General features: G+C 63.2%; 16 protein-coding genes. 11 read left to right on the top strand and 5 right to left on the bottom strand.

What is annotated here, in order from left to right; translation table 11 throughout:
* The first annotated feature begins 118 nt into the window (after positions 1-118).
* The 3 genes from NKI85_RS12880 to rpsI all read left to right on the top strand — a co-directional run bounded on the left by NKI85_RS12880 (position 119) and on the right by rpsI (position 1,746).
* A complete protein-coding gene (locus NKI85_RS12880) occupies positions 119-583 on the top strand; it encodes a PaaI family thioesterase (protein WP_352532528.1) in 465 nt (154 codons plus the stop codon).
* A 214-nt stretch (positions 584-797) separates the two neighbouring features.
* Positions 798-1,262, top strand: coding sequence for a 50S ribosomal protein L13 (gene rplM, locus NKI85_RS12875; protein WP_292654203.1), 465 nt, complete (start codon positions 798-800; stop codon positions 1,260-1,262).
* A 1-nt stretch (position 1,263) separates the two neighbouring features.
* Positions 1,264-1,746 carry a 30S ribosomal protein S9 gene (rpsI, locus tag NKI85_RS12870; protein WP_023717316.1) on the top strand — a complete coding sequence of 161 codons (483 nt, stop codon included), beginning with the start codon at positions 1,264-1,266 and terminating at the stop codon, positions 1,744-1,746.
* Positions 1,747-1,855: 109 nt separating this feature from the next.
* Here rpsI and NKI85_RS12865 read toward each other — a convergent pair whose 3' ends face one another.
* Positions 1,856-2,749 carry a LysR family transcriptional regulator gene (locus NKI85_RS12865; RefSeq protein ID WP_352532530.1) on the bottom strand — a complete coding sequence of 298 codons (894 nt, stop codon included), beginning with the start codon at positions 2,747-2,749 and terminating at the stop codon, positions 1,856-1,858.
* Positions 2,750-2,843: 94 nt separating this feature from the next.
* On the opposite strand from NKI85_RS12865, the gene NKI85_RS12860 reads away from it, so the two are divergent.
* Positions 2,844-3,722 carry an aldo/keto reductase family oxidoreductase gene (locus tag NKI85_RS12860; protein WP_352532532.1) on the top strand — a complete coding sequence of 293 codons (879 nt, stop codon included), beginning with the start codon at positions 2,844-2,846 and terminating at the stop codon, positions 3,720-3,722.
* 358 nt (positions 3,723-4,080) lie between these two features.
* On the opposite strand, the gene NKI85_RS12855 is transcribed toward NKI85_RS12860, so the two are convergent.
* A complete protein-coding gene (locus tag NKI85_RS12855) occupies positions 4,081-5,139 on the bottom strand; it encodes a glycerophosphodiester phosphodiesterase family protein (protein WP_352532534.1) in 1,059 nt (352 codons plus the stop codon).
* A gap of 288 nt (positions 5,140-5,427) precedes the next feature.
* On the opposite strand from NKI85_RS12855, the gene speB reads away from it, so the two are divergent.
* From speB to NKI85_RS12840, 3 genes are read left to right on the top strand one after another with little or no spacing between them, the layout of a single operon-like run.
* Positions 5,428-6,435: an agmatinase gene (gene speB / locus NKI85_RS12850; protein ID WP_352532536.1), complete on the top strand. Its 1,008-nt coding sequence runs from the start codon at positions 5,428-5,430 to the stop codon at positions 6,433-6,435.
* Between the two features lie 29 nt (positions 6,436-6,464).
* Complete coding sequence (gene argC / locus NKI85_RS12845; RefSeq protein ID WP_352532538.1) at positions 6,465-7,391, top strand: N-acetyl-gamma-glutamyl-phosphate reductase; 927 nt, start codon at positions 6,465-6,467, stop codon at positions 7,389-7,391.
* Positions 7,392-8,231: an aminoglycoside phosphotransferase family protein gene (locus NKI85_RS12840; RefSeq protein ID WP_352532540.1), complete on the top strand. Its 840-nt coding sequence runs from the start codon at positions 7,392-7,394 to the stop codon at positions 8,229-8,231. It abuts the gene before it with no gap.
* Here the strand turns inward: NKI85_RS12840 and NKI85_RS12835 are convergent.
* Positions 8,221-9,315, bottom strand: a complete 1,095-nt coding sequence (locus NKI85_RS12835; RefSeq protein ID WP_352776791.1) for a COX15/CtaA family protein — start codon at positions 9,313-9,315, stop codon at positions 8,221-8,223. The two genes, NKI85_RS12840 and NKI85_RS12835, sit on opposite strands and share 11 nt — an antisense overlap.
* A 151-nt stretch (positions 9,316-9,466) precedes the next feature.
* Between NKI85_RS12835 and NKI85_RS12830 the strand changes: the two genes are divergently transcribed.
* Positions 9,467-9,694 (top strand): DUF2842 domain-containing protein, encoded by a 228-nt coding sequence (locus NKI85_RS12830; protein ID WP_352525230.1) that lies wholly within the window; start codon positions 9,467-9,469, stop codon positions 9,692-9,694.
* Here NKI85_RS12830 and NKI85_RS12825 read toward each other — a convergent pair.
* Positions 9,691-10,749: a polysaccharide deacetylase family protein gene (locus NKI85_RS12825; RefSeq protein WP_352525232.1), complete on the bottom strand. Its 1,059-nt coding sequence runs from the start codon at positions 10,747-10,749 to the stop codon at positions 9,691-9,693. The two genes, NKI85_RS12830 and NKI85_RS12825, sit on opposite strands and share 4 nt — an antisense overlap.
* An 89-nt stretch (positions 10,750-10,838) precedes the next feature.
* Here NKI85_RS12825 and NKI85_RS12820 point away from each other — a divergent pair, with 89 nt between their 5' ends.
* A complete protein-coding gene (locus tag NKI85_RS12820) occupies positions 10,839-12,068 on the top strand; it encodes a GNAT family N-acetyltransferase (protein ID WP_352525234.1) in 1,230 nt (409 codons plus the stop codon).
* Positions 12,069-12,088: 20 nt separating this feature from the next.
* Here NKI85_RS12820 and NKI85_RS12815 read toward each other — a convergent pair whose 3' ends face one another.
* Positions 12,089-14,338 (bottom strand): GumC family protein, encoded by a 2,250-nt coding sequence (locus NKI85_RS12815; RefSeq protein ID WP_352776790.1) that lies wholly within the window; start codon positions 14,336-14,338, stop codon positions 12,089-12,091.
* A gap of 255 nt (positions 14,339-14,593) precedes the next feature.
* Between NKI85_RS12815 and NKI85_RS12810 the strand changes: the two genes are divergently transcribed.
* Complete coding sequence (locus NKI85_RS12810; RefSeq protein WP_352525237.1) at positions 14,594-15,157, top strand: polysaccharide biosynthesis/export family protein; 564 nt, start codon at positions 14,594-14,596, stop codon at positions 15,155-15,157.
* 12 nt (positions 15,158-15,169) lie between these two features.
* Complete coding sequence (locus NKI85_RS12805; protein ID WP_352525239.1) at positions 15,170-16,294, top strand: glycosyltransferase family 4 protein; 1,125 nt, start codon at positions 15,170-15,172, stop codon at positions 16,292-16,294.
* The last annotated feature ends 111 nt before the right edge of the window (positions 16,295-16,405 follow it).

Raw genomic sequence — 16,405 nt, 5'->3', positions numbered from 1 at the left:
AATCTAGTATGCCGTCTCGCTTCGTCCAACTCCCCTCTTCCGCTTCTGCCATAATGAGTGGCTGTTGCCAGAAACGGCACGCTGCGCTCATACAGGCAGGCGCAAACGAGGGACCGACATGCCTGCCCAAAGCAATCTCAAGCCGGTGCTGACCGCTGCCGACGTCAACGCGCTGATGGCGACCGTTTTCCCGCAACTCAACGACCAGTTCACCTTCTATGAGGCGGTGGAGGTGTTTCCAGGCGGCTGCATCGTGCGGCTCAATGCCGACGAGCGCCATTTGCGCCCCGGCGGCACCGTGTCGGGCTCCTCGCTGTTCACGCTGGCCGACATAGGCGGCTATGTCTGCGTGCTCTCGCATGCCGGGCCGGATGCTCTTTCGGTCACCACCAGTCTCAACATCAATTTCGTCCGCAAGGCCGAGGCCGGGCCGATCGATGGCCATTGCCGCATCCTCAAGCTCGGCAGAAGCCTGATGGTATTCGATATCGACATCGTCGCCGGGCCGGAGGGACACACGGTAGCGCACGCGACGGGAACCTATTCGATCCCGCCGAAGCGGATTGGAGATGTGGTAAAATAATACCTTCTGCTCAAATCATTGTTTTTGCTTGATTTTACCCCAGAGCTAGCTTTTCATGCGCCTTGACGTAGTCGCCGCCCTCTCCTATAAGCCCTCACGGAACAGCGGCCCGCAAAGGCCGCCGTTTTGTTATTGGCGACGGGCAAGTGCCTTTCGCCAATCCAAGCAACAAGAAACGCCTTCTTTTGAAGGTCCGAACCGAAAGCAACAATCCATGGCAACCTTTTCGCAGAAGCCTGCGGATGTGGTGAAGAAGTGGGTGCTGATCGACGCCGAGGGTCTCGTCGTCGGCCGTCTCGCCACTGTCATCGCCAATCATCTTCGCGGCAAGCACAAGCCCACCTTCACTCCGCATGTCGACGACGGCGACAATGTCATCGTCATCAATGCCGACAAGGTGGTGTTCACCGGCAAGAAGTTCACCGACAAGGTCTATTACTGGCACACCGGCCACCCCGGCGGCGTCAAGGAACGCACCGCGCGCCAGCTGCTTGAGGGCCGTTTTCCCGAGCGTGTCGTCGAAAAGGCCGTCGAACGCATGATCCCGCGTGGCCCGCTCGGCCGTCGCCAGATGAAGAATCTCCGCGTCTATGCAGGCACGGAACATCCGCATGTCGCCCAGCAGCCCGTCACCCTCGACGTGGCCAAGCTGAACGCCAAGAACAAGAAGGTTTCGTAAGATGGCTGAGCTTTCCTCGCTCGCAGAACTCGGAACTGCCACCGGCAACACCAACACCCAGCCGGCAGCACCCGTCCATGTCCAGAAGCTCGACAAATCGGGCCGCGCCTACGCCACCGGCAAGCGCAAGAACGCCATCGCCCGCGTCTGGGTGAAGCCCGGCTCCGGCAAGATCGTCGTCAACGACAAGGTGTTCGCCGAATATTTCGCGCGTCCGGTGCTGCAGATGATCCTCAACCAGCCGATCATCGCCGCCAACCGCGCCGGCCAGTACGACATCGTTGCCACCGTCATTGGCGGCGGCCTTTCCGGCCAGGCCGGTGCCGTGCGCCACGGCATCTCCAAGGCGCTGACCTATTACGAGCCGGCGCTGCGCGCCGTGCTCAAGAAGGGCGGCTTCCTGACCCGCGACAGCCGCGTCGTCGAGCGCAAGAAGTACGGCAAGGCGAAAGCCCGCCGCTCCTTCCAGTTCTCCAAGCGTTAAGCGCAGCGCAGCTTTCAGAAGACGAAAAGGCCGCCTCCGGCGGCCTTTTCTATGAATGGCGGCACCAATCACCGGCGGCAGGCGCGGCTCGCTCGCATCGTGGCAGACTTCAGGCCTTGATGAAGTCAATGAACGCCCGCAACGGCGCCGGCACGAGGCGCCGGCCGGGATAGTAAAGGAACGGCCCGGAGAAGCTCTGCCACCAGGGCTCAAGCAGCGGTTCGAGCGCCCCGCTCTCGAAGTGAGGGCGTAGCCAATCCTCGAACAGACTGATGATGCCGGTGCCGGCGACGGCTGCATCGACTTTGAGGTCAGTCGCCCCGCCCAGGGTCACGAGAAGCGGCCCCGTCGGGTCGACCCGCACCACCTCGCCGTCGCGCTCGAATTCCCACGGCGGCATCGCACCGCTGGCAAAGCGGCCGCGCAGGCAGGCGTGGCCGAGCAGGTCGCTCGGGTGTTGCGGCCGGCCATGACGATCCAGGTAGGCAGGGCTGGCGGCGGTGGCGAAGCGCTGCACGCGCGGTCCGATCGGCACGGCGATCATGTCCTGCTCCAGCCGCTCGTCATAGCGGATGCCGGCGTCGCAGCCGGCCGCCAGCACATCGACAAAGCTCTCCTCGGCGACCACCTCCAGCCGGATGCCGGGATAGGCGGCAAGGAACCGCGGGACGATGCTGGGCAGGACCAGCCGCACCGCGCTGACCGGCACATTGAGGCGCAACGTACCTGCCGGCCTGTCGCGAAAGCCGTTCACCACGTCGAGGGCCGATTCCACCTCGGTCAAGGCAGGACCGAGCCGCGCCAGCAGGCCTTCGCCGGCTTCGGTCAGGACGACGCTGCGGGTCGTCCGGTTGAGCAGCCTGACACCGAGCTGCGTCTCGAGGCGGCGCACCGCCTCGCTCAAGCCGGACGCACTGCCGCCGCTGGCGCGTGCCGCATCGCGAAAGCCTTTGGCGCGCGCTACGGCCACGAAGGCGTTCAGATCCCCGAGATCAATCTGCATTGTTCGTCATTCCGCACAGCCCGTGCGAATTGTAGCCAATTATCATGAGATCGGACAGCGTCTATCTGTGCACCATCCCTGAAGGAGAAAGACCATGTCCAGCGTCGACCAGTCCGGCACATTCATCCTCGGCGACCGCAAAGTGAGACGGCTCGGCTACGGCGCCATGCAGCTCGCAGGGCCAGGCGTCTTCGGCCCACCAAAGGATCACGACGCGGCATTGGCCGTGCTGCGCGAAGCCGTTGCACAAGGCGTCAATCACATCGACACCAGCGATTTCTATGGCCCGCACGTCACCAACCTGTTGATCCGCGAAGCGCTCGCACCCTATCCCGGCGACCTCATGATCGTCACCAAGATCGGTGCCCGACGCGGCACGGATGGCTCATGGCTACCGGCCTTCTCGGCAGAAGAGCTGACACAGGCGGTGCACGACAATCTGCGCAATCTCGCGCTCGACGTGCTGGAAGTGGTCAACCTTCGGATCATGTTCGACGCACATGGCCCCGCCGAAGGATCGATCGAAGCGCCGCTGACGGCACTCGCCGAGCTTCAGCGACAAGGTTTGGTGCGTCACATCGGATTGAGCAACGTCACCGCTGCGCAAGTCGCGGAAGGTCGCAGGATTTGCAAGATCGTCTGCGTGCAGAACCAGTACAATCTGGCGCACCAAGGCGACGATGCCTTGATAGACAATCTGGCCCGCGATGGCATCGCCTATGTGCCGTTCTTCCCGCTCGGCGGGTTCAACCCGCTGCAGTCGTCGACCTTGTCCGAGGTCGCTGCGCGCCTCGACGCCACGCCCATGCAGGTCGCGCTCGCCTGGCTGCTTCGCCGCGCGCCCAACATTCTTCTGATTCCCGGCACGTCTTCCGTCGCACATCTGCGAGAAAACCTCGCCGCTGCCGACCTCGAACTGTCGGACGATGTCGTCAAGGAGCTGGATAGTGTGGCAATGGCGGCCTGCGGGTAGATTACCGAAGGCGGTGACGAGCCAATCTCCCCCAAGTGGGTTCCCTTGCGGAGGAGATGGCCGGCAGGACAGAAAGGGCGCCAAGGCGCGCGACCTTGCAGGCGGACAACCGAGGCGCTGAAGGATAGTCGCATTTTTCTGCCACAACGCCACATTTTGTTCTTGCTTTGTGCCGGCAGCTATGCTACTAATCTGGGTATGGTGCTGATTGGCGCCGACGACCCGCCCACCGTGGCGGGTTTCTGTTTCTGGGTTTCGAAAGTTGGCGCTGCCGGCCTGGGGTCGGCGGGACAGCGTCCTCCTCTGCCGCCGGGCATCTTCCCCACAAGAGGGAGACCGCAATTCTCGCCGCGCCGGTCTAATTGATGCTGGCCGTGTTGGCCGGCTCGGCCGGGCGCTTCTCACCGGCATAGGGCACGCGAAAACCGTTCGCCGCCAGCCAACCGATGGCGGCATTCGGTTCGTCGGTCTGGATGATAGTGGCGCCTCGCTCGACCCAGAAGCCATAAGTCTCGCGCGGCAGGCTGGCCGCGACCGCCAGCTCGTCGCCGCGGCCGCCAGCGAGGAAGCCGCCCGGCTTGTTGACGATGGCATAGGTGTCGGCCCAGATGTGCCAGTCGCCCCTCACGGCGATCGCGCGCATGCGCGGGCTGAACAGCGGGCCGCCGGTCTCGGTCAGTGTCTCGGCGCCGGCCCGCCAATTGATCAGTTCGATCGCCCGCACCGGGAACGCCCGGCTGACTTTTTCGGCAAACATCGCGTCGTGAACCGCATCGTCGGCAATGATCGGCATGAACTGGAAGCCGCCCTCGATCGCGTCCATGGCGGCCGCAACCGTGGCGATCCTCTCCGCATCCCACAGGTTCTCCTTGACGATCACCTGTTCGGCCATGCCGAGGTCGCGCGCGACCGCGACCATGCCGGTCAGGCTTTCGGTATCGAGCTTGTTGTCGAGATTGATGAGGATCTTGTCCCTGGTCGCCATCAACAGCTCGCGCAACGTCGAGACCGTCTCGCCCGTAACGGCGCCGGTGCCTTCGATCACCAACCGGCACGTCTTGAGTTCGGCCAATGTGTGCTTGTCGACCTCACCTTTGCAAGTCGTGGTGCGGTCGAGCCAACTGTCATGCATGACGACGAACTGTCCGTCCTTCGAGCGCCTGATATCGACCTCGACGATTTCGGCGCCCATTGCGATCGACGCCTCGATGGCGGCGATCGAATTTTCGGGATAGAGCGTCTTGCCGGCCTGCATGCCGCCGGCGCGGTGCGCGGCCACCATCACATGATCGCGCCATCGGTTGGCATGCTCGAAGCGGTCGAGTATCTGCCTGGCGCGCGTTTCGCCTGCCGACGCATAACCAAGTGGGACCGTCAGCGCGACGGAAAGCAGAAGGCTCAGCCAAGTCGTTCGCATGAGAATCGCTCCGTACCGGATCGACACCCGGTTAAGCGACGCTCGTGACACCCCGGTGAACGAAGCCGGCTTCGCAAACGCTGGAAAATTCAGATCAGCGCCGGCCGAAGCAGCCGTTGGCGGCTACTTTCGGTTGCTTGCCAGGCAATCTCCCGGCCAGCCATACGGAGCTCGCCTGGCAAGCAAGAATTTGTGACCGGGCTCGAATGGTCGTGGTTCTCCGAAGGAGTCGCAATTCTGAGAATTATGTCCAATAAGGTTGCGCGTCGACGCACAGGAGATCGCTTCATGCCGCCAAGAACCATCGATCACGCCTTCACCACCCGCTCCAGGACGGGTGCGTCGTTCGAGCCGACCTATGCCGGCGCGCTGTCGTTCATGCGGCGCAAATATTCGAAGGACGTGAAGGGCGCCGATGCGGTGGTGTGGGGCATTCCCTTCGACGCCGCGGTCACCAATCGGCCGGGCGCGCGTTTCGGACCGCAGGCGATCCGCCGCGCCTCGGCGATCCTCGACAACGACCCGCAATATCCGTTTTCGCGCGATCTGTTCGAACATCTCGCCGTGGTCGATTATGGCGATTGCCTGCTCGACAGCGGCAACCACCAGAAGACGCCCGGCACGATCGAGCGCGAGGCGGCAAAGATCCTGAAATCCGGCGCCTTCCTGCTATCGCTCGGCGGCGACCATTTCGTCACCTGGCCGCTGCTCAAGGCGCATGCCGCCATCCATGGGCCGCTGGCCCTGGTGCAGTTCGACGCACACCAGGACACCTGGCCCGACGACGGCAAGCGCATCGATCACGGCTCCTTCGTCGGCCGTGCGGTAAAGGAGGGCATCATCGACCCCGACCGCTCGATCCAGATCGGCATCCGCACCCATGCGCCCGACACTTTCGGCATCAAGATCCTGTATGGCCATGAAGTGGAGGAAATGCGGGCATCCGACATCGCCTACGCCATCGTCGACCGTACCGGCGGCAAGAAGACCTACGTCACCTTCGACATCGATTGCCTGGATCCGGCTTTTGCGCCCGGCACCGGAACGCCGGTCGCGGGAGGCCCGTCTTCGGCAAAGATCCTGTCGGTGCTGCGCCAGATCAACCAGGTCGATATCGTCGGCGCCGACGTCGTCGAGGTTGCGCCAGCCTATGATCACGCCGATATAACGGCAATTGCCGGCTCGATGGTGGCCATGCACTATCTCGGGCTGCTGGCCGAACGAAAGGCCCGGCTCGAGGAAATGAACCAGGGCAATTACAGCGTTGCCGGATTGAATCAGGCAAGCGGCATATAACTTTGAGATAACAGGAATTCAGGCAGGCAATGAAACCGAAAATCTTCATCGACGGCGAGCACGGCACCACCGGTCTGCAGATCAGGGCGCTGCTTGCCGAGCGCGGCGACCTGGAAATCATCTCCATCCCGACCGAGCGCCGCAAGGAAACGGCAGCGCGCGCCGAGTTCCTCAATGCCGCCGATGTCGCGATTCTCTGCCTACCGGACGCGGCCGCCAAGGAAAGCGTTTCGCTGATCGCCAATGACACCACCAAGGTGATCGACGCCTCGACGGCGCATCGCGTCGCCGAGGGCTGGGAATATGGTTTCGCCGAAATGGACAAGGATCAGGCGAAGAAGATCGCTTCGGCGAAGCGCGTCGCCAATCCGGGCTGCTGGCCGCAAGGACCCATCGCGACGCTGCGGCCGCTGGTTGCGGCGGGGCTGTTGCCGGCCGATTTTCCGGTCACCGTCAACGGCATTTCCGGCTATTCCGGCGGCGGCCGGCCGATGATCGAGGATTATGTCGCCAAGGGCGAGGATGCGCCGGAATTCCTGCCCTACGGGCTGACGCTGCAGCACAAGCACGTGCCGGAGCTCAGGACCTATGCCAAGCTTTCGCACGATCCGATCATGCAGCCGGCAGTCGGCAATTTCGCGCAAGGCATGATCACGGTGGTGCCGCTGCAACTCGGCGGCCTCGACCATGTGCCGACCGGCGCCGAGCTTCATGCAGCGATCGCCGATCATTTCGCTTCCATCGATGCCGGCGTGGTCGAGGTGGCGCCGTATCTGCATCAGGAACGCATGCCTGAGATCGATCCGGAGACCTATAACGGCACCAACCGGATGAAGCTCTACGTCTTTGCCAATGACGACAGGGCGCAGGCGCTGCTGCTTGCGGTCTACGACAATCTCGGCAAGGGCGCCTCGGGCGCTGCCGTGCAGAACATGGATTTGATGCTCGGCCTCTGAATGGATGCGCCGGCATTTCCAAAGCGCTGGAGGGTCGGCGCGCCCGAACTCATCGCCGAAACGTTCAGCGGCTGCATCTGGAAGGTTGTTCGCGAGGACAGCTCGCCGGCAATCGTCAAGGATCTAAAACCTTTCGACGATGTTGAGGACGAGTTGCGTGGCGAGCATTTCCTCGCCTGGCGACGCGGCAAAGGGGCAGTGCGGCTGCTCGGCCGCGATGGCCATCGCATGCTGCTGGAATATGCCGGCGAAACCTCGCTGTCACAGGTGATTGCGGATCAAGGCGACAATGCCGCCACCGCGATCGCGGCGGAGGTGATGGCAAGACTGTTCTCACCGTCGAAGCACCCTGCCCCGCCGGATCTCCAGCCGTTGCGTGCGCGGTTCTCCAGCCTGTTCAGAAAGGCGAAGGCCGACCGTGATGCCGGCAAAAGGAGCTTCTATCTCGAAGCCGCTGGGATCGCGGAACGGCTGCTGGCCAACCCGCGTGAGGTGCGGCCGCTGCATGGCGATCTGCATCACGACAACATCATGCGCGGTCCGCGCGGCTGGTTGGCGATCGACCCGAAGGGCGTTCTCGGCGACCCCGACTTCGACGCGGCCAACATGTTCTACAACCCACTCGACCGCGACGATCTCTGCCTTGATCCGCAGCGGATCGCTCACATGGCGCAAGTCTTTGCGGCGACGCTGCGCCAGTCACCGGCCACCATATTGGACCACGCCATCGCCTATGGCTGCCTGTCGGCTGCATGGCACCATGAAGATCGCAATGTGGTCGACGAAAACCGCGAACTGGCGATCGCCGCGGCGATTCGGACGGTGCGGTTCAGCCTCTGAGAGCAATCTCATGGGGCAGCGGATAAGCGCCCTTGGTGCCGCGCCAGTGCGCCGCGGCAAAGCCGAGCAGGACCAGCGCAATACCTTGGTGCGTCAGCGCCATGTGCAGCGGTACGTGCATCAATAGCGTGCCGATGCCGATCGACGCTTGGACCACCACAATCAGGAACAGCAGCGTCGCGCGGCGGGCATGTGTCGTTCCCGGCAAGCGCCGGCGTGTCGCGATCATGTGCCAGAGCGCGACCACAAAGATCGTGTAGGCGCCAAGCCGGTGAACGAACTGCACCGTCTTCGGGTTTTCGAAGAAATTGCGCCATGCCGGCTCTAGCAGAAGCAGGTCGCCGGGGACCAGTTTGCCGTCCATCAGCGGCCAGGTGTTGTAGCTCGAGCCGGCGTCGAGCCCTGCGACCAGCCCGCCGAGATAGATCTGAACCAGCGCCAGCAGCACCAGAAAGCCGGCCAGGCGTTGCGTCGAGCGGTCGGCGGCTGGTTCGGAGTGTGGGGCCAATCCACGCGCGACCACCATTGTCGCCGTGAAGATCAGCGCCGCCAGCGTCAGATGTGTCGCCAGCCGGTACTGGCTGACCGAAACCCGGTCGGCCAGCCCGGACGCCACCATCCACCAGCCTATCGCGCCCTGCAGGCCGCCGAGAAGGAGAATGCCCAGCAATTTCGTGCCGAGGCCGCGCTCGATGCGCCGCGTCACCCAGAAGAACAGCAGCGGCAAGGCGAAAACCACCCCGACACTGCGCGCCAGGATGCGGTGCACCCATTCCCACCAGAAGATCGACTTGAACGCCTCGATGCTCATGCCCTTGTTGAGTTCGGCATACTGCGGGATCTGCTGGTAGCGCTGAAACTCCTCCTGCCACTCGGCATCATTGAGCGGCGGGATGACGCCATGGATCGGCTGCCATTCGGTGATCGACAGGCCGGAATCGGTGAGCCTTGTGGCGCCGCCGACCAGCACCAGCGCAAACAGCACCAGGAGCACGACATAGAGCCAACCGCGCACCAGCGCACGGTTGCGAAGGTCGCGATCGCGGGCCGCGAAAGGCGCGGCGTCGGATATGGCAGCAGCCATGGGTTTGCCCCGGCAGTTGAAGTCGCGGATTGGTGAACCATCGCAACCCGGCTTGCAAGGCCGGGCGGCGCGGCACGCCGTCGCGCCGTTTCTGGCGGGTTGCGCGTATCGGCTGTTCGGCCTAAGCGATAGCGATCAACGAGATCGCGCCATGCCCATTCGCCTGAAAAAGCTGATCGGAAGCTTCCTGCTGGTTGTGCTGGTCGTCGTCTATGCGCTGGTCGCCTCAATCGTGGCGGTTGCGCAGCTGTCGCAGTCCGGGCCCCTGACGCACTTTATCTTCTTCCTGCTCAGCGGGCTTTTGTGGGTGCTGCCGGCAATGGGTATCATCAAATGGCTGATCCTGGAGCCGCGGCCGAAGGGCCGAGGCCACAGCTAGATTGTCACCACCATCTTGCCGGCATTGGCCAGCGGCGTCGTCACGCCCGACAACATGGTTCGGATGTGGGCGACGCTCTGATAGCGGCCATTGACCGAAATGCGCGGTAGGGCATGCAGGAAGCCGGCATGCTCGGCGCGGAGTATGCCGTGGCGGGTCGTCACCGCCGAGGCATAGCCGGCACCGCGGACAAGGCCTACTTCGCGGCGGCCGACGGCGCTGGCATAACCGTAGGGATAGGCGAAATGGTGCGGCGCCTCGCCGAGTTTGGCCTGCAATATGCGCTTGACGTCGCCGATCTCATGCCGCGCGTCGCTCTCGGAAAGCCGCTTCAGATTGCAATGATTGACGCTATGCGCGCCGATCGTCACCAGCGGGTGCGCGGCCATGGTGCGGATCTCGTCCCAATTCATCAGCGTGCTCGGGCGCAGCCCATCCAACTCGATGCCGTTCGAACGCGCCAGATCGCGCAACACCGCACGCTGATCCTGCTCGCGCACCTTCAGCGTCAGATAGGCGTGCAGGCGCGCATTGGCCTGGACCTTTTTTCCCGGACTCGAGCAGTCGACCGTCACCGGGCCGTCCGGCGTCGTCAGCGTCAGGCGATCGCGCGCATTGACGATGTCCTCGACCACGTCCCACCACAAATCGGCAGCACCGTCGATCAGTCCCGGCGCGACGTAGATGGTGATCGCCGCGCCGTGCTTCTCCAGCACCGGCAGCGCCTCGGTCATGTTGTCTCGATAGGCGTCGTCGGCGGTGATCGTCGCGAACTGGCCGTCCTTGTCGCCGGCCTTGATGCGCTCGATCGCCTCGTCTAGCGTGACGAACTTGTAGCCGTTCGCCTTCATGTCGGCGATCACGGCATCGAGAAACCCGGGCGCGATGTTCAAGTGGCGGTTGACGCCGTTCGGCTTTTCCGGCGTCGCGGTGACCCGATGCAGCATCAGGATGGCGCCGATGCCGCCGATAAACGGCTTGGCCAGAGGCGCGAGACCGGAATAGCGGGCGAGATTGAGCGCCAGTTTGCGGATTGCCTCGCCCCCGTCGATCATTCATTCACCTTTTGCGCCTAGGCTCATCAAGCATGGAATGCCCCTGCGCGGACCTCCAATCGCGACGAATACGCCCTAAGGATTGAGGTATGGTTGACGCCACCGCGTCATTTGACGGCAATCGGCTGGCAGTCAGCGAGGCGTCGCCGTGTGCCTTGCCGGCCGACAAAGCCGGCCTGTCGACCTCGGTTGCCGATAGTGCGGCGCTGGCGGCGTATGCCGAATTCTGCTGTTCGGCGCTATTTGCCCCGGCGCAGAGCGCAGGCTGGATCCTGAACTGGGCCGCACATACCGGCGCCGACGTTGTCGTTGCGACGCTGCGCGCCGACGACAGGCCGGTTTTCTCGCTGGCGCTGGAGGTCACCCGCAGCGGAGCATTCCGCGTTGCCCGCTTCATGGGCAGCCGCCATGCCAACGGCAATTTTGCCGCCGCCGACCCGCAATGGCTGGCGAATGCCGATATCGCGGCGATCCGTTCGATGCTGGCTGCGATTGCCAAGGCGCGGCGCGACATCGATCTTGTCGCGCTGGAGCGGCTGCTGCCCGATCTCGACGGCGTTGCCAACCCGCTCTCCGCTTTGCCGCATTTTTCGAGCCCCAATCTGTCGCTGGCTGCCGGTCTTGTGGGAGGGTTTGATGCACTGCTCACCCGCGTGAGCGGCAAGCGCAGGCGCAAGAAGCATCGCTCGCAGGCGCGCAAGTTCGAGGCCGTCGGCAGCCATCGCCGCATCGAGGCGAGGACTGCGGACGAGGTGAACAGGCTGCTCGACGCCTTTTTCGAGATGAAGGAATTCCGCTTCCGCAAGATGGGCATCGCCAATGTTTTCGGTGAAGCGGAGGTGCGCGCTTTTTTCCGCTCCCTGTTTACCGAGGCGCTTCAAGAGGAAAACCCGTCCTTCGTGCTGCATGGACTGGAAGTCGCCGGCAAGCTTCGTGCGGTCACCGGCTCGAGCCGTTCGGGCAAGCGGCTGATCTGCGAATTCGGGGCGATCGCCGAGGACGACCTCGCCCACACCAGCCCGGGCGACTTCCTGTTCTTCGACAACATCCAGGAAGCCTGCGAGGCGGGTTTCGAAATCTATGATTTCTCGGTCGGTGACGAACCCTACAAGCGATTGTGGTGCGATGTCGAAACGCAGCATTTCGAGGTCCTGGTTCCGCTGACGCTGAAAGGTCGCGCGCTGGCGCTTGCGCTCAGGCACGGCGCGCGCCTGAAGGCGTTCATCAAGCACAGCCCGACAGTCTGGAAGCTGACCAAGCTGCTGCGCCGCAAGGCAGTTGGGCAGACAGCGCCGGTCGCAGGCGAAAACGACAGCTGATTTCGATTGAGAAAACCGTCTCAGGCCGCCGAGCGCCGTCCCGGCATCGGTCCCGGCGCCACATGGCCGATCGGCGTCACCAGCGTCAGGTCGGGATAGCCGCTCTCGATGAGCGCGACCGCAGCCTGCGCCACCTCGTCGTCCGGCTCCAGCATGGAGAGCAAGACCTCGGTGCCCTCGCCCACCAGGCGGCTGATGCCTTGCGCGTCGGCCGGTCCGCATTCGACCACGACCAGATCATAGGCGGTGGTCAGCGACTGCATGATGATCGGCAGCCGGTCGGCGGCGCGCATGGCACGGACCGGATCGGCTGTGCCGACGGGAATAACGTGGCAGTCCGAATAGAGATCGGGGTGGATCACATCGCTGAACTGCGCTTGCGAGGCTAGCAGATCGGTGATGCCCGGAAACAGCCCGCTGTCCAGCATCGGCCGCGAGGCAGCACCCGAAGCGGTGAGATCAAGCAGCAGCACGCGCAACCCAGCGTCGGAGACTGCGCGCGCCACCAGCACCGCCGAGGCGGCCGCCTCGTCACCTTCCGGCGACACGAATATGGCGCGTGCGGCACCAGTGGCGATCAGTTTTTCCGTGGCCTTGTCGACGTCGACCTCGCCGAGGGTAGAACGTTCCGCTTCAACGTCTCCAGCAGCCATTTCAGAGTACTCCGGTTCGATTTTCTCGGCAGCCGCTTCCGCCACCGCGACGGGTTCCGGCTCCACTTTGGTTTCAATGATACCGTCGTCGTCGGTCTCATCGATCTCGGCGACTGCCGGTTCGGGCCGGGCAACCGGCGGGTCGGGCTGGGCAATTACGCGTTCGGCCTGGGCAGCCGGCATCGCAACCTGCTCGATGTGCTCGAAATGGGCGCCGGCGGCCGGACGCATGGCGCGGCCGGAAAACAGTTCCTGCAGCAGCGTGACAATCGCCATGAGCAGCAACGAACCGACAAAGGCCGCACCGACAATCGGACCAATCTTGGGGAAATAGCGTTCGGTCGGCACCTGGGCCTTCGAAAATACGCGAGCGTCGACAGGCAGGTAGTTGCGATCCTTGCGTGCGGCGGCCTGGAGATAGCTGGACGAATAGAGATCGAGCTGCTGGCGCTTGGTCGCGGCGTCACGCTGCAGCGCATCGAGTTCCACCTGCTCTTCGCCGGCGCGGGCGGACTCCGCCTTCAGCGTGTTGACGTCGGCCACAAGTTGAGCCTCTCGCGCCTTCGCCGTATCGGCCTGCGCCATCAGACCCTTCATGATCTTTTCCGCTTCGTTGCGAATCTGGCGGTCGAGATCGGCGAGCTGCGACTTCAGCGCGCGGATGCGCGGATGATTGTCGAGCAAGGTGGTGGAGAGGTCGGCGATGTTGTTCTTGAGTTCGACTTGCCGCTCGCGCAGGCGCTGGATCAGGTCGGAAGACAATACCTCCGGCACGGCGTCCAGCGAGCCGCCATTGCGCAGCGCCCTGCGCACGCTGTCAGCGGTCGCTTCCGCCGAAGCGCGGTTGGCGCGCACCCGTGACAGTTCGCTCGACAATTCAGACAGCTGCTGAGTGGCAAGCACCGAATTGTTGCCGCCCATCAAAAGATCGGACTGCCCACGGAATGCGGCAACCTTGGCTTCCGCCTCCTTCACCCGATTCTGCAAGTCGGCGATTTCCGGCGCCAGAAAGTCGGTGGCGGCGGAATTCGATTCGAGCTTGGCATTGCCCTTGGAGGCGATATAGGCGTTTGCAATGGCGTTCGGGATCGCGGCGGCAAGCTTTGGATCCTCTGACGAGAACTCGATTGCGATCGCGCGGGTTTTTTCAACGCCATAGACGTTGAGCTTCTCATGCATTGCGTCCAGCACGCGCTCTTCCAGCGGAATCTCGAAGGGATCGCTTTTCAAACCAACGAGGACAAGGGCGCGGCTCAGGGCCGACATCTTCAGCGTCTCGTCGAATTCGGGCAATTTCGCGAGGTTGAGCTTCGCCGCCACCTGTTTGAGGATGTCAGGGGACGAAATGATCTGGACCTCGGTGGCCACAGCCTCTTCGTCGGGAATCGACCTCTCGTTGTCGTTGGCACCGGCTGGCCGCGTGAACTCCGATTCGCGAGGTCCGATCTCCAGCTTGGCTGCCGCCTTGTATTCGGGCGTTGCAAGCCAGGCGAGCGCAAAGGCCAGGCCGGTTACAACCAGCGCGACGACAAGGATGCGCAGCCAGTTTCGCGCCAGGCTGGCGAAAAGCTGCCTGAGATCGACGTCGACATCTGCGGCCGCGGATTGAACGGACATGCATCCCTGCTCCGGTACTGAGTCAGGGTGCAGCGTAAACAACTATGGTAACTCAGTTGTTAATATGGCGGTAAGCACCTGTTAGGTTTTACTGACAAGCCGCAAACAAGAGGCTGAAAACCATCTGCATTTATCGATCCGCCCCGCATCGGCCCTGCGCCTTTACCGGCCATTAACCCTAACAGGATGATAACCGAGCTCGATCGTTAAGGTTTGCCGCAGAGTCGCCGGCTATTCAAAGGTACGTGTCCGCTCATGAAAAGCACTGCTCCCCTTTTCCGCGCGCTGCTTGCCGTATCGATGCTTTCGGGCTGCTCCAGCTACCGGCCGACGCCGGCTGCCTTCCATGAAGTGCTCGACCAGCCCTATCGCCTCGGTGCCGGCGACCGCGTCCGCGTCACCGTATTCGAGCAGGACGGATTGACCAACACCTACAGCGTCGACCAGTCCGGCTATCTCTCGCTGCCGCTCGTAGGCAACGTGCCGGCGCGCGGCCACACCGCCCAGCAACTCGAGGGCGAGATCGCCGAGAAACTGCGCCAGGGCTATTTGCGCGATCCTGACGTTTCGGTCGAAATCGATCGCTACCGGCCGATCTTCGTCATGGGTGAAGTGGGTGCGGCGGGCCAGTATTCCTATGTTCCGGGCCTGACCGTGCAGAAAGCCATCGCCATCGCCGGCGGATTCACGCCGCGCGCCAACCAAGAAAGCGTCGACATTACCCGCGACATCAACGGCAAGGTGATAACCGGACGCGTGGTGACCTCCGACCCGCTACTGCCCGGCGATACAGTCTACGTTCGCGAACGCCTGTTTTGATGTGCTGACCAAGTGGCGGACACACTCAGGATCGTCCACTGCTTTCGCTCACCGGTCGGAGGCATCTTCCGGCATGTGCGCGACCTGACCGAGGCTCAGGTCGCCGCCGGCCATGCCGTCGGCATTGTCTGCGATTCGACGACGGGCGGTGATTTCGAGGAACGGCTGTTCGAACAGATGAAAGGCAGCCTGGCACTCGGCATTCACCGCACGCCGATGCAGCGGCATGTCGGGCCAGGCGATCTCGCGTCGGCCCGGCGCACCTATAGGATCATAAAAGAATTGCGGCCGGACGTGCTGCACGGGCATGGCGCCAAAGGTGGCGCCTATGCCCGTCTGTTCGGCTCATTGTTGCGGGTATCCAGGTCTCGCGTAGCCCGCCTCTATTCGCCGCATGGCGGTTCGCTCCACTATGACGAGACCACCGCCATGGGGAAGCTGTTCTTCGCCCTCGAGCGCTTCATGGCTCGCTTCACCGATTGCCTGCTGTTTGTTTCCGATTATGAGCGGCGAACTTATCGCAGGAAGGTCGGCGAGCCGCCCATTCCGAACGCGCTCGTCCACAACGGCCTGCGCGCCGCCGAGTTCGAGCCGGTGCGGACCGAACACAATGCGGTTGACCTCCTCTATATCGGCATGATGCGCGACCTCAAAGGCCCGGACATCTTCATCGATGCGCTGGGGCTAGCCGCAACACGACTCGGCCGCCCATTGAAAGCGCTGATGGTCGGCGACGGCGACGACCTGCCGCGCTATCGCGCCCAGGTAAATCAGCTCGGCCTCGACGTCAGCTTCCTGCCGCCGATGCCAGCCAGGCTCGCCTTCGCGCTGGCCGAACTGGTCGTCGTTCCCTCGCGCGCGGAAGCCATGCCCTATATCGTTCTGGAAACGCTCGCCGCCGGCAAGCCGCTGATCGCGACATCGGTCGGCGGCATACCGGAAATCTTCGGCACCGGCTCCCCTGCCCTGATCCGGCCCGACCCGCGCGAACTTGGCAACAAGATAAGCGCTGCGCTGGCCGATCTTGACGCCTACAAAGGCCTGATGCCCGGCGCCGCCGACCTCAAGGCACGCTTCGGCGCCAATGTAATGGCCACCGAAATCGAAAAGGCCTATTTCGCCGCGCTCAGACAGTAGAGCAACTGATTTCCACTCGGCCGCAAAATGCTCCCGGTGAAAGCGTCTCCAAAGCCATCTGTTGTTTCAAGGGTTTCTTAGCTCTCTTTTGCTATTCACCTGAGGGAAACC

This window comes from Mesorhizobium sp. M0571 (genome assembly GCF_040320985.1).
Taxonomy (GTDB): Bacteria; Pseudomonadota; Alphaproteobacteria; order Rhizobiales; family Rhizobiaceae; genus Mesorhizobium.
The sequence above is the reverse complement of the archived record's forward strand: the minus strand, read 5'-3'. Positions and strand labels throughout refer to the sequence as shown.